Here is a 12813-nt window from a genome sequence, read left to right as displayed (position 1 = left end):
CCCGCGCTTCGACTTCCAGCACAAAACTTGAGCGGGCTCCTGTCAATGGGGCCTGGGCGCCCCACCGGGCAGCCGGCGGACAGGTTCCCGCCGGTCACGTAGACAGGTGCCCCACCGGCAGCTTTCGATGCGGCTCCCCGCGCAGCCGGACCGCCCGCCGCGGCCGGTCCGTGATCAGGACGTCCACCCGCCGGTCGGCCAGGAAGGTGCGCAGCCCGGCGTCGTCGTTCACGGTCCACACCATGGTGAACAGGCCGTGCCGGGCCGCCCCGCGCAGCACGGTGGCGCGGGCCAGCCGGTGGTGCACGGCCACACCGTGCGCGCCGCAGGCCCGCAGGCGCCGCAGCGGGAACAGCTCGCTCACCCGGGTCCCCACCAGCCGGCCCGCGGCGATCTCGGCGCGGTCCCGGCCCAGCGACAGCGCGGTGCGCACGCCGGGGAAGGACCGGGTGATCGCGGCGACGGAACGGTCCTCCAGGGTGGTGGCGACGAACCCGTCCCGGCCGAGCAGCGCCACCGCCCGGTCGATCAGCTCACGCTCGTACCCGGCCTCCTTGAGGTCCAGGTGCCCGACCAGCCTCCCGGCGGCCAGCGCCATGACCTCCTCGACGACGGGCACGGCGTGTCCGGTGCGTGCGCACAGCTCGGCGTAGGTGATCCGGGACAGCGGCGGTCCGGTACGGCAGGCGCGGGCGTCGTGGTGGACGACGAACACGCCGTCGGCGGTCCGCCGGACGTCGAACTCGACGTACTCCGCGCCGGAGACGAGCGCGTCCTCGTACGCCTCCCGGGTGGCGGCGCCACAGCGCTCCGAGCCGCCGCGGTGGGCGGAGACGGCGGGGCGCGACCCCATGGGCCTCACCTCCCCGTCCGGTGACCGGCGGTTCCCGGCACCGTGGTCGTCCTTCCGTCTGCCGGCCGCAGCCCGTTATACCCGGCCCGGCCGCCCCGAACCGAACGGGGGTGCGAGCCGCCCGTGACGGACGCCCCGCACCCCCGGCAGGTCCCGCGCCGGCTCAGGCGAGCTTCGCCGACAGCGTGATCGGTACGGCCTTCAGGGCCTGGCTGACCGGGCAGTTGGCCTTGGCCTCCTCGGCGGCGGCGACGAACTGGTCGTTGTCCAGGCCCGGCACCGTGCCCTCCACGGTCAGGTGGATGCCCGTGATGCCCTCACCCGGCTGGAAGGTGACGTCGGCGGAGGTGACGAGCTTGGTGGGCGGGGTGCCGGCGCCGGCCAGGCCGTGCGACAGCGCCATGGAGAAGCAGCTGGAGTGGGCGCCGGCGATCAGCTCCTCCGGGCTGGTCTTGCCGTTCGCCTGCTCGGCGCGCGACGGCCACGACACCGGCTGCTGGCCGATGCCGGAGGAGTCGAAGGTGACGACGCCGTTGCCCTCGAGAAGGTTGCCTTCCCAGACGGTGTGTGCGGAGCGCGTGGTGGCCACGACGATTCCTTTCCAAGACTGGCTGTTTCGGCTGGGGCGGTCCCGTTGCCGGGTGCCTGGGCCCATCCGATCACACCCGGAGGCGCGGCACCCAGCGGACCCCGCGGCGACGGGCCGGGCGCGTCGCTGATACCGCTTCGATCACACGGCCGGCCATGGCCGGCGGAACACCTGACGGGCAGGGCGGCGAAGCCCTACAGTCCCTACATGCTCGAACTCTTCCAAGTCCTCGGGGGCATAGCGGGATTTGGTGGGATCGCACTCGGTGTGCTCTACCTGCTCTACCGGGACTTCGTGCGCGACATCATCCGCACCAGGATGTTCCGTACGCTCACCGCGACCCAGGCGACCGCGCTGTTCGGCGCCGTCATCGTGCTCGCCTTCGCCATCGCGATCCTCGGCATCTTCGCCACGCTCGCCGAGAGCAAGGGCGTGCCGCAGTTCCTCCTGCTGGTCGGGATGCTGCTGCTGTTCCTGCTCGCCGCGCTCTTCCTCGTGGCCCGCGTGACCGCGGGCGGCACGCGGGCGGCCCGGCGCACCGACGCCCCGGCCGGTGTCGAACGGTCGCTGACGACCGTACGCAGGCATGTGGAACGCGGCGAGCCGGACGCGGCGGAGCGCGCCCTGGAGGCCTCGCACCTGGACCGGGAGTCGGAGGCGTTCTGGTACTGGAAGGCCCGGATCGCCCTGGCCCGGGGGAACCACCAGGTGGCCTCCGGATACGCCGACGAGGCCCTGAAGCTCGACGCGCGCAGCCCGCACGGGCTCGCCCTGAAGATCATGCTCCTGCTGCTCGCCAACGACCCGGCGCAGCGCGACCGGGCCGTGCGGCTCGCCGAGGAGAACACCGGGCTCAGCGCCGACCTCGACGCCTGGCTGCGGCGACTACGGGCCGAGAACATGTTCGATGGCGGGATGCGCACCCGGACCCAGTTCGAGACACGGTGCCCGCTTCCCGCCCGGAGTACGGAGGGTGCGCATGTCGACTGAGCCGAAGGGCGGGAATCCGGGGGGCACGGGCGGCAGACCGGCGGTCCTGTATGTGGGACCTGACGTCGATGCCGGGGACGTCGAGGAGGCCCGGAGCAGTGAGCCGTGGTTGTCCGTGGGGTACGGGTCGTCGGACACGACGGCGACTGTGCGTTCGCCCGAGGAGGTCGACGCGTTCGTCGCGGAACACCCCGGCGCCCTGATCCTCGTCCATCCCGGCGAGGAGCGCCCGGCGCTGCCCGGCGAGCCGGGCGATGTCCTGTGGAACTTCTTACGGGCTGGGTTCGTGCTCCTGATGTGCGGCGCCGACGAGGCGGGGCCCGTGCCGTCCGTGCCCGGGCCGCCTCTGCGGCAGCCGGCGTTCCTGCTCCTCGACTGGCCGCGCTCGCCGGCCCGCGAGGGGGTCTCACGCCCCTCGCAGTGGGAGAGGGAACAGGAGGTCTGCCGGACCGTGGCGGAGGCGCACGGGCTGCGCGTCGTCCATCCCCTCACCGACAACGCCTCGGCCTGGCTCCACGCCCGCCGTGTGACCTTGGGGCCCCGACGTTCCTTCGAGCACACTCCGACCGTGCTGCTCCGTCGCGACCTCACGCCGCCGCCCTCGGGCAGCCCGGACGTGAGGCTCTGGCGGTGGCTGCGGCAAGGGCTGGTGATCCGCTCGTGGCGGCCGAGGCGGAGGCTCCTCGAGTCCGCGCTCGATCTCGAGGACCAAGGGGCAACGACCACGGCGGACAGGGCGGCGCCGGACGAGGAGCCGCCGGCGGCGCGACGCGGAGCCCTGCGACGGTCGCGCCCGAGCGGAGTGTGGCTGGGCGGCGGCGAGGACGTGCTCGAGAAGCGTGTGAGCAACCGCGCCCACGTCGGCCCACGAGGCCGCCTGGTGGGAGGGCTGGCGCGCGGCACCACCCCTCCGGCCCACCCCCACGCCCCCCGCGACACCTCCCTCCCCCTCCCCCCCGACGGCCTCTACGTCCGCCGCAACAACGCCTTCGGCACCCGCTCCTCCCTCGGAGTCAAGGAACTGATCGAGCAGGGGGTGATCGTCGGGCAGGAGCACATCAGGTTCGACGACTTCGTGGTGTCCCGGGACGGGCAGGTGCCCGGCCCGGCAGCCGGGGAGGCGATCGGCGTCAGCCATGGGCTCGCCGCCGTGACGGGCGAGTTCAAGGCGAACGAGGCGACGACCCACTTCGTGGAGATCGCCCTCAAGGCCGGCCCGACCCCTACGGACCCGACCCCCGCCGCGGAGCCGCTGCCGGTGAACTTCGTCTTCGTCGTGGACACCAGCGGCTCGATGAGCGGGGAGAAGCTCGACACCGTCAAATCGGCGTTGCATACGATCTACGGTCAACTGCGTCCTGCCGACTGTCTGGGCATCATCGCCTTCGACCACGGCGTGCGCACCGTGCTCTCCGCCGCGACCAAGGCGGAGCTGGAGGAGTCCGGCAGCTTCGCGGCGGCCGTCTCCGGTCTGTACGCCCACGGCGGCACGGACCTCAATCTCGGTGTGCAGTACGGGATCGACGAGATCGGCCGCAACGCGGTGAGCGGGCGCACCGTCAACTGCCTGTACCTCTTCTCCGACGGCGACCCGACATCGGGCGAACGCAACTGGGTCAACATCCGCCGGAACGCCGGCGCCAGGGTGCGCGACGGCTTCACCCTGTCGTGCTTCGGCTTCGGCTCCGACGCGCGGATGCCCGAACTGTCGGCGCTCGCGGGCGTGGCCGGCGGCCACTCGACCTTCGTCACCCGGCCCGAGCAGGTCAAGGCCGACCTGCAGCAGGACCTCGACCGGCGCGACCATCTGGCCGCCGTCGACATCCAGCTCCGCCTGGACATCGATCCGGCGGTGGAGATCCGGCATGTGTACGGGCATGATCCGGTCACGGACCCCAGAGACCGGGCCAAGGTGTTCCGGCAGGCCCGGCAGGCCGCCGAACGGGCCCGCAGCGACTACGGCGCCGAGGCCCTGCCCGACATCATCACCGACGAGCGGGGCATCCGGATCTTCGCGCCCGATCTCGCCTTCGAGGAGACGTACTGGGTCGTCCTGGAGGTGCGGGTACCGGCGGAGCGCAAGCCGGCGGGCCTGGGCACGGCGACCGTGCAGTACGTGGACACCCTGGCGCGGGAGAGCCGCCAGCACGAGATCGACCTGGCGCGGGACGCCACCCTGACGGCGGAGACGGTGCTGGTGCACGGCGTCGGCCTGTGGACCAGTGAGGTCACCTTCCACGCGCTGGACGACCTGTACGAGCACGACCGGGAAGCGGCCAGGCGTCGGCTGGAGCGGCATCTCCAGGCCCTGGACGCCGCCCACGCCCACCTTCCCGCCCCGGAGTTCCGCGACGACAAGGTCACGCTCCGCAAGTTCCTGTCGCTGGCCGACTCGCTGGGCACCGCGGTGTCCTTCAGCGACTCCCCCACGGCCGGCGCCGGGCACACGGTCCAGTTGATGAACACCTTCGGGAGGGTCCGCTCCGGTTTCTCGGCGCGCCACTGACCCGGCCGGGCACGCGGCCGGCCGGGCGCCCCGCCCGGCCGCTCACCGCACCGGGAACACCGGCCCCTGCGGCGTGAACGGCAGCCGGCGGCCCTGGGGGATCAGGTAGGCGTGCTCGCGTCGTACGCGCAGGACGTCGCACCAGCCGTCGGTGATGACGAGGACGGGTGCGCCGGGCGGGAAGTCGTCGGCGCGGTGCAGGAGGTCGATGCCGGGCTGCAGGACCGTGCCGCCGCGCCCGTGCACGCGCACCCGCCCGGCGATCTCGGTGACCGGGAGGTAGCCCGCGTCGTGCGGGGCGGAGTCGCAGAAGACGACGCGGGCGGCCGGTACGTCGCGGGCCTCGGCGTAGGAGGCGATCGCGCCGAGCGCCTTGCCGAGCAGCACACGGTCCATGGAGCCGGAGGTGTCCAGGACGACGCCGAAGGTGCAGCGGGCGATCTCCTCGGGCGGGAAGGAGCGGCCCGCGCGCGGGATGTCGGGGGTGGACGCCTGGCGGCGCGAGGGGCGGGCGTACGAGCGCACCGGCTCGGGGCGGGGGACGAACTCGTCGAACCAGCGGGCCAGCCGGGCGTCCCAGGGCAGGGGCGGGTGGCTGAGGGCGCGGATCTCCTCGACGAGGCCGCCGGGCAGGTAGCCGCGTTCCTGCCGCTGGTGCAGGTCCAGGCCCTGGGCGAGGCCGCGCCGGTAGAAGCCGTCGAGGTCGACGTAGTCGCCGGGCGGGCCGAGCGGGGCGCCGAGCACGTCGCCGGCGCCCTTGCCGCGCAGGGTGGCCAGCCGGCGCATCCGGCGCAGATCGCCGGCGATGCGGTCGTAGACCTCCTCGGCGGACAGGCCGGCCAGCTCCCGGTCGTACAGCAGCCCTTCGGGCATGGTGCCGATCTGCATCTCACGGAGCCAGCCGTTGATGACGTAGTCGCAGGCGACGTTGAACAGGTAGGGGTCGCGGGGGCCGCAGCGGTCGCCGTGGCGCAGGGCGGCGTGCAGCATCTCGTGGGCGAGGACGAACCGCCATTCGTCGGCCTCGAGTTGGTACAGCGGGTTGAGGTAGATCTCGCCCGCCTCGGCGTTCACCGCGGCGATCTGGATGCCGTGGGCGCGGGCGATCTCGGCGTCGGCGACGAGGGTGATGCCGGCCGCGATGCCGCCGAGCAGGGGGTACGAGGAGATGAACCAGCTCAGCGCCTCCTCCCAGGGGCGCCGGGCGGCCGTCTCGCCGTCGAGGGAGTCGAGGCGGCCGGCCGCCATGTCCATCGCGGCGGACACCGTGCGGGTGAGGGCGGTGGCGAACGCCAGCTGCCAGTCGGGGACCCATCCCTGGGGGGTCCAGCCGTCATACGGCACGAGCAGCAGGTCGGTCTCCGTGCCCGCGGTCCCGCAGTGCTGGTAGGCGGCCGGGAGCCCGGTGCGCCGCCAGCGGGCGGCGAGCTGCTCCTCGTCGCCGTCGGGGTAGGACCGGGGCAGCTCGTCGGGGGCGCGGCCGACGGGGAACGTGAGCAGGAAACGGTTGACGACCGTGCAGCGCGCGGCCAGTTCGTACCGGTCGGGCTGCTCGCGCCTGCCCCTGGCCGCGGGGACGTGCCCGAAGCCGAGGTGGAGAGCGGCGTGGGCTAGCGACCAGGCCCAGACGGCCGGGTCGGCGATGCGGGCCGGATGGGCGTGCACGGTGCCGTCGGAGTCGACGCGGACGAGGCCGTCGCGGGGAGCCAGCGTGCACTCCTCGTGGCGGCAGGTGCCGAAGTCGAGGGCGGCCAGCGCCGGATTGGCACGCACCAGACGCATCCCCTCCGCGAACGACTCCGCCGCGAGGTCCCGCTTCTTCTTCCCGTGGCCGCGGCTCACCGCCGCGCCTCCACCAGGCGGGGCATGTCGCGGGCCGCCTCGACCAGGAACCAGGCGGGCAGGACGGGGTTGCCGTCGGCATCGGAGGCGATGACGCTCTGGGCGACCTCGACGGAGATCTCCGCGAGCTGCACGAGCAGCGACTTGGCGCGGTACGCGGTCTGCCGGCCGTTCGCCGACATGTGTTCCTTGACGGCGGGCAGTTCCTTCACCAGCCGGCCGCGGAAGGACTCGGCGAGGTAGTAGAGCAGGTCGCGGTCCTCGACGCGGTGCGGCCAGGGGGCGTCGCCCTTGAGGATGGCCTCGATGCCGTACCGGCTGCGCACGATCTTGACGTAGCCGCAGAACGCGGTGGCGTGCGCGGGGGTCAGGGTGCCGTGCGCGAGGACCTTCAGGGTGTCCTCGTCGAGGTCACGGCCGAAGGAGTGCAGGGCGTCGGAGAGCATGTGCCAGGACCGGGGCGTGGAGAAGGGCTCCTCGGTCTTGGGCGGCTTGGACCACAGGTGGTCGGGCCGGTCGGTGAGGTGGTCCAGGACCCACGGGTGGATGCCGTTGTTCGCCGCCCAGGTGAGCCAGTCCCTGGCGGAGGCCTCCAGGTGGACGTGGGTGAGGCGGTTGACCAGCGCGGAGGCGATGGGGCGGGCGAGGGCGTTGTCGGTCGCGCGGTTGCCGGCGCCGATGACGATCGAGCCCTTGGGGAGTTCGTAGTCGCCGATCCGGCGGTCGAGGATCAGCGAGTAGAACGCCTTCTGCACATCCGGCGTGGCCGCGTTCAGCTCGTCCAGGAACAGGCAGTACGGCTCGTCGCGGGCGATCGCCTCCGGCGGGCAGAACACCGACCGCCCGTCACGGATCTGCGGCACGCCGATCAGGTCCTCCGGGGCGAGCTGGGTGCCGAGCAGGCTCACGCACTCGAGGCCCAGGGACTCGGCGAACTCCCGCACCAGGGAGGACTTTCCGATGCCGGGGGCGCCCCAGAGGAAGACCGGCCGGACGGTGGCCAGGCCGAGCAGCAGTTCGGGAATGCGGGCCGGAGTGACGGTGACGGCTGCCTGCAACGCAGGGGTCTCCTTGCGGGGGAGGTGAAAGGCGCGCGAGTGCGCGGGATCGACACCGACAGTGTGGGCGTACTGATCCGTCGTCGCAGCCGATTTTCAGGCGGCCCGCTCCTCGGCAGCTGTCTGCAGCGGCACTTGGGGTCCGTCCGACTCGCGCAGCCAACGGCGCAGGACGCGGTGGACGTGCTCGGCGCCGATCAGGGCCTCGCCGTCCCCGACGGGCGCGGTCAGGGCGAGCGGGGACAGCAGGAACGGCTCGGCCTGGGCGCCGCCGAGGCCGCCGTGGGAGCCGATCTGCTCCTCGAAGGCGAGGACCTCGCCGTCGGCGGGGTCGTGGAAGGAGTTGACCATGATGTCGGCGGTGTGCGGGAAGGAGTGGGTGCGGCGGACGGCCTCGGCGGCTCCCGAGCCGAACGCGGCGAGCGGGCCCGGTTCCTCGTCGAGCCGGTCCACGGGTATCTCCGCGCCGTACGCGCCGAGCACGACCCCGCCGTGCTCCTCGCTGCGCACGAGGAGGAAGCCGATGCCGGGGTGGTTGGCGAGGGTGGACAGCAGGGCCGGGTACCGGGCGTCGATCTCCTCCTTGCTCATCCGGTGCGGCACGTCCGGGAAGGAGACCAGGCCGAGATTGCCCGAGGCGAGCACGATCGGCTCGGAGTCGCGGGACGGGCGGTGCCGCTCGCCGCCCTCCTCGACGGGACGGCGCAGCGCCGCCCGGACGGCCGCGCGGGCCTCCGCGCCGCTGTGGGTGCGCTCGGCCCGGCGCGGCACGGGCAGCCCGCAGCCGGCCCGCACCAGGTCGCCGAGGGTGAGCCCGTAGCGGGCACGGAAGGTCTCGCCGGGGCTCTGGCCGTGGTCGGACAGGACGACGATCCGGTACGGCCGGGGGGCGTGCTCGGCGACGTTCTCGATGAGGGCGAGCGCCCGGTCGAGGCGGGCGAGGACCTGCTCGGCGTCACGGCTGAGCGGGCCGGAGTGGTGGGCGACCTCGTCGTAGGCGACCAGGTCGGCGTAGACGGCGGTGCGGCCGGCGAGCATGTCGCCCATCACCGCGGCGACGACGACGTCCCGTTCGACGACGGTGGCGAAGGCGCGGACGAAGGGGTAGAGGCCGCCGCGGGCGACCCGCGGGCGCTGCTTGCGCAGCCGGGCGCGGGTGGACTGCCCGATCTCGCGGGCGGCGTCCGCGACGAACGACATGGCGGTGCGGACGGCGTTGGCCGGGTCGGAGAAGTACGCGAAGTAGCCGGCCCGGGAGCGGGTGGCGCGGTCGCGTCGCCGGGTGGCTATGGACAGGACGAGGGCCTGTTCGTCGGCGCCGCCGCCGAAGAGGTTGCCGCGGCTGGCGCCGTCGACGGAGAGCAGTCCGCCGTCCCCGGTGCGCTCGACGGCGCGCCGCTGGAGTTCGGCGGCGCTGGTGGGACGGTTGCAGACCATCACCTCCCGGCTGTCCTTCTCGTACCAGCGGAACGCGGGGATGTCGTGGTTGCTGCCGTGCAGGATGCCGAGCTGGCTGGCGCCGGTCTGGCTGGACCAGTCGGTGTGCCAGGGGGTGAGGCGGTGGGTGGGGCGGGGGTGCGGGCGGGTTCGCGGGCCTGGGCCCAGGTCCGCGTCCGGGTTCTGGTCCAGGCCCGGGTCCGAGGTCCTGCCCGGGTCCTGGCCCAGGCCCAGGTCCGGGTTCCGGCCCGAGGCCGGGTTCCGGCCCGGTTCTTCGCCGAGCCAGCGGGCGATCGTCGGCATGAGGCCCTTGCCGACGGCCGTGACGAGGACGTCGTGGCCGACCCCGTCGAGCTGGACGAAGACGGTGCCCGGAGTGGACGGGCAGGCCGGTCCGCCTCTGCGGCGGCGGTCGGAGAGGCGGTACAGGCGGCGCCGGTAGGCGTCGTCGTCGCGCACGGCCAGGGCACCGCCCGTCGCCGAGGCCACGGCGGACATCACGGCGGCGACGATGACGGCGGTCTCCGGGGCCGCCTCGCTCTGCCCGGAGGGGTTCAGCCGCAGGGCGAGCAGGAGGAGCGAGCCGTTGAGGAAGAACACCAGCAGGCCCAGGACGAGCGCCGGCACGAGCAGCAGCAGGCGGACGAGGAGCGGCCAGACCAGGGCCGACAGCACACCGAAGACACCGGCGCCGACGGCCGCGGTGAGGCCGATGGTGGTGGCGCTGTCGCCGGTGGGCGACTGGAGCCGGAAGTCCGGCAGGATCCCCGCGAGCACGAGCATCGTGACCGTGGACACGCCCCACACCGCGACGCTCCGCCCGGCCTGACTGACGGCCCGCCGCCAACGCCCTCCACGCACGCCCCGTACACCTCACGATCCGGCCCCGACGCCCTGGGAGCCGTCTCCACCCTGTCACATCGCGCCGAAGGTCACCTCGGGGTCGTCCCCGGTCCTACCCGGAGATCGTCCGCCACCGCGTCGGGGACATCCGCCGTGCCGTCGGGGGGCGGCTGCCACCGTCGAGATCATCCGCCATCACTCCTCAAGGGCCGGCTGCCGCTGAGGGCCAACCGCCGTACGCCGCCGGGCCGTACGCCGCCGTCAGGGATCAACTGCCAGCACGCCGCACGGCCGGGTGCCGCCGCCGGGGATCGACCGCCGTCGCGCCGCCGGACCATCCACCGCCACCGCGGCTCATCTGCCGTCGTAGCCCGCCGTCGGCATGGACAGCCGGCGGTGTACCCGGGCCTTCATCTGCGCGTCGTAGGCGGGTTCGGCGAAGCCGACCGTCTCCACCCGCACCCCGCGCCGGGCGCACTCCGCGGTGAACTCCTCGACGGACGACAGCGCGCTCTCCAGGACGCGCCGGCTGGGCGCGACGAACAGGTCGACGCCGGGTCGGACGCCGTCCCACAGCACGCCGTGGTCGGCGCGCAGCCCGCGCACCAGCAGTTCCCGGCTGACGACATAGCCCCGTTCCGCGGCCCACCGCGCGCACATCGCGTGCTGGCTGCGGGAGTCCACCAGAAAGGGATCGGCGTCCAGTTCCTCGAGCGGCGTCAGACTCGCGATCGCCGTGACCCGCATCGGTCCCATGGCGTCCCCCCTCACCTCCGCGTTTCGCCGCCGACCCTACTCCTGCCCGTAGGCTTCGGGGAGTCGCGCGAAGGAGGCAAAGAGGTGCCGGTGGAGGTCACCTGGTGGGGTCACGCCACCTGCACGGTCGAGGATTCGGACACCCGTGTGCTCACCGATCCCCTGTTCGCCCGCAGGCTCGCGCATCTGCGGCGCCGTCGGGGTGCGCTGCCCCCGCCCGGCGCCTGGCGCGCGGACGTGGCGCTCGTGTCGCACCTGCACGCCGACCATCTCCACGTGCCCTCACTGGCGCGCCTCGCGCCGGGCACGCGCCTCCTGGTGCCCCGGGGCGCTCCGCGCGCCGTCCCGGGCCTGCGGCGCCTGGCGCACCTGCGGCCGGTCGAGATGGCGCCCGGCGACGAGGTGTCCGTGGGTGGCCTGCGCATACGCGCCGTGCCCGCGCTGCACGACGGGCGGCGGCTGCCGCTCGGCCCGCACCGCTCCCCCGCGCTCGGGTACGTCGTCGAGGGCGAGGCGCGGACGTACTTCGCCGGGGACACCGGCCTGTTCGAGGCGATGACCAAGGAGGTCGGGCCGGTCGACGTGGCGCTGCTGCCGGTGGGCGGCTGGGGGCCGTACCTCGGGGAGGGGCACCTGGACGCGGGGCGTGCGGCGGAGGCGCTCGCCCGGCTCGCGCCCGGCAGTGCGGTGCCGGTGCACTACGGCACGTACTGGCCGATCGGGATGGACGCCGTGCGCCCCCATGAATTCCATGCGCCGGGCCACGAGTTCGTGCGCCTGGCCGCCGAGCGGGCGCCCGAGGTGGCGGTGCACCGGCTCGCGCACGGGGAGAGCGTGCGCCTGGAGGTCGCCCGGTGACGCCGCTGTCCGCCGCGGTCACGACGACCGTCCTGCCGACGGAGTCCACACAGCAGGCGATCGGCTATCCGACGCTGTTCCTGCTGGTGCTGATCGGGGCGTTGGTACCGGTCGTGCCGACCGGGGCGCTGGTGAGTTCGGCGGCGGTGGTCGCCTTCCACCAGACGGCGCCGTTCTCGCTGGCGCTGGTGTTCGTGACGGCGTCGCTGGCGGCGTTCCTCGGGGACGTGGCGCTGTACTGGCTGGGGCGGCGCGGGATGAAGTCGAAGAACGGCTCGCGCTGGCTGGAGGCGATCCGCTCGCGGGCGCCGGAGGAACGGCTGGCGCAGGCGCAGGAGAAGCTCGCCGGCCACGGTACGGCGGTGCTGGTGGTGTCCCGGCTGGTGCCGGCGGGCCGCATCCCGGTGATGCTGGCCTGCCTCATGGCGAAGTGGCCGCTGCGCCGCTTCGCCCGGGGCAACCTGCCGGCCTGTCTGGCCTGGGCCGTGACCTACCAGCTGATCGGGATCCTGGGCGGCTCCCTGTTCCCGGAGCCGTGGCAGGGAGTCGTCGCCGCGGTCGCGCTGACCTTGGTGATCAGCGCGGCCCCGAGCCTGTGGCGTCGGTTGCGTGAGCGGTCGGCCGGGTGAGACCCGTGGGTGGCGGGACGAGTCCGGAGGCCGTGGGAGAACCCAGTGGTCGCGGGACGAGTCCGGAGACCGCGGGACGAGCCCGGTGGTTGCGGGATGGGCCGGAGGCCGCGGGAGAACCCAGTGGTCGCGGGACGAGTCCAGAGACCGTGGGACGAGCCCAGAGGTCGCGCGACGAGCCCAGAGACCGTGGGACGAGCCCAGAGGTCGCGCGACGAGCCCAGAGACCGCGGGACGAGCCCAGAGGTCGCGCGACGAGCCCAGAGACCGTGGGACGAGCCCAGAGGTCGCGCGACGAGCCCAGAGACCGCGGGACGAGTCCGGAGGCCGTCGCACGGGTCCAGACGTCGTGGGACGGGCGCGGGTTGTCTCCGGTCGGTCGCGTCCACGCGGCGGAGCCGCACAGTGATGCGTGGCGTCACCACCCCACGCCCCTTGGCCGTCTGCCCGAG

10 protein-coding genes are annotated in these 12813 nt (G+C 73.7%); 4 read left to right on the top strand and 6 right to left on the bottom strand.

Features of this window, described 5'->3' with window-relative positions:
• Positions 1–94 precede the first annotated feature (94 nt).
• Together ACPT94_RS27845 and ACPT94_RS27840 are read right to left on the bottom strand one after the other, a co-directional pair.
• Positions 95–853 carry a glycerophosphodiester phosphodiesterase family protein gene (locus ACPT94_RS27845; RefSeq protein WP_425247101.1) on the bottom strand — a complete coding sequence of 253 codons (759 nt, stop codon included), beginning with the start codon at positions 851–853 and terminating at the stop codon, positions 95–97.
• 163 nt (positions 854–1016) lie between these two features.
• Positions 1017–1442, bottom strand: a complete 426-nt coding sequence (locus ACPT94_RS27840) for an OsmC family protein (RefSeq protein WP_360329973.1) — start codon at positions 1440–1442, stop codon at positions 1017–1019.
• 207 nt (positions 1443–1649) lie between these two features.
• Here ACPT94_RS27840 and ACPT94_RS27835 point away from each other — a divergent pair, with 207 nt between their 5' ends.
• Positions 1650–2432: a hypothetical protein gene (locus tag ACPT94_RS27835; protein WP_360329975.1), complete on the top strand. Its 783-nt coding sequence runs from the start codon at positions 1650–1652 to the stop codon at positions 2430–2432.
• Complete coding sequence (locus ACPT94_RS27830) at positions 2422–4938, top strand: VWA domain-containing protein (RefSeq protein WP_425247100.1); 2517 nt, start codon at positions 2422–2424, stop codon at positions 4936–4938. The genes ACPT94_RS27835 and ACPT94_RS27830 overlap by 11 nt, the downstream gene beginning before the upstream one ends.
• Before the next feature lie 42 nt (positions 4939–4980).
• Here the strand turns inward: ACPT94_RS27830 and ACPT94_RS27825 are convergent, their stop codons facing one another.
• The 4 genes from ACPT94_RS27825 to ACPT94_RS27810 form a co-directional block, all read right to left on the bottom strand.
• A complete protein-coding gene (locus ACPT94_RS27825; RefSeq protein WP_425247118.1) occupies positions 4981–6720 on the bottom strand; it encodes a vWA domain-containing protein in 1740 nt (579 codons plus the stop codon).
• A gap of 56 nt (positions 6721–6776) precedes the next feature.
• A complete protein-coding gene (locus ACPT94_RS27820; RefSeq protein WP_425247099.1) occupies positions 6777–7838 on the bottom strand; it encodes an ATP-binding protein in 1062 nt (353 codons plus the stop codon).
• A 96-nt stretch (positions 7839–7934) separates the two neighbouring features.
• Positions 7935–10136 carry a phage holin family protein gene (locus ACPT94_RS27815; protein WP_360329984.1) on the bottom strand — a complete coding sequence of 734 codons (2202 nt, stop codon included), beginning with the start codon at positions 10134–10136 and terminating at the stop codon, positions 7935–7937.
• Between the two features lie 336 nt (positions 10137–10472).
• Positions 10473–10874 carry a hypothetical protein gene (locus ACPT94_RS27810; RefSeq protein ID WP_360329987.1) on the bottom strand — a complete coding sequence of 134 codons (402 nt, stop codon included), beginning with the start codon at positions 10872–10874 and terminating at the stop codon, positions 10473–10475.
• Between the two features lie 84 nt (positions 10875–10958).
• Between ACPT94_RS27810 and ACPT94_RS27805 the strand changes: the two genes are divergently transcribed.
• Both ACPT94_RS27805 and ACPT94_RS27800 read left to right on the top strand, forming a co-directional pair.
• Entirely contained in the window at positions 10959–11732 is a 774-nt protein-coding gene (locus ACPT94_RS27805; RefSeq protein WP_360329990.1) for an MBL fold metallo-hydrolase, read from the top strand.
• Positions 11729–12361: a DedA family protein gene (locus tag ACPT94_RS27800; RefSeq protein WP_360329993.1), complete on the top strand. Its 633-nt coding sequence runs from the start codon at positions 11729–11731 to the stop codon at positions 12359–12361. Before ACPT94_RS27805 ends, ACPT94_RS27800 begins: the two co-directional genes overlap by 4 nt.
• Positions 12362–12813 lie beyond the last annotated feature (452 nt).

Origin of the sequence: Streptomyces aurantiaciflavus, assembly GCF_049808595.1 — a bacterium.
GTDB lineage: Bacteria > Actinomycetota > Actinomycetes > Streptomycetales > Streptomycetaceae > Streptomyces.
The sequence above is the reverse complement of the archived record's forward strand: the minus strand, read 5'-3'. Positions and strand labels throughout refer to the sequence as shown.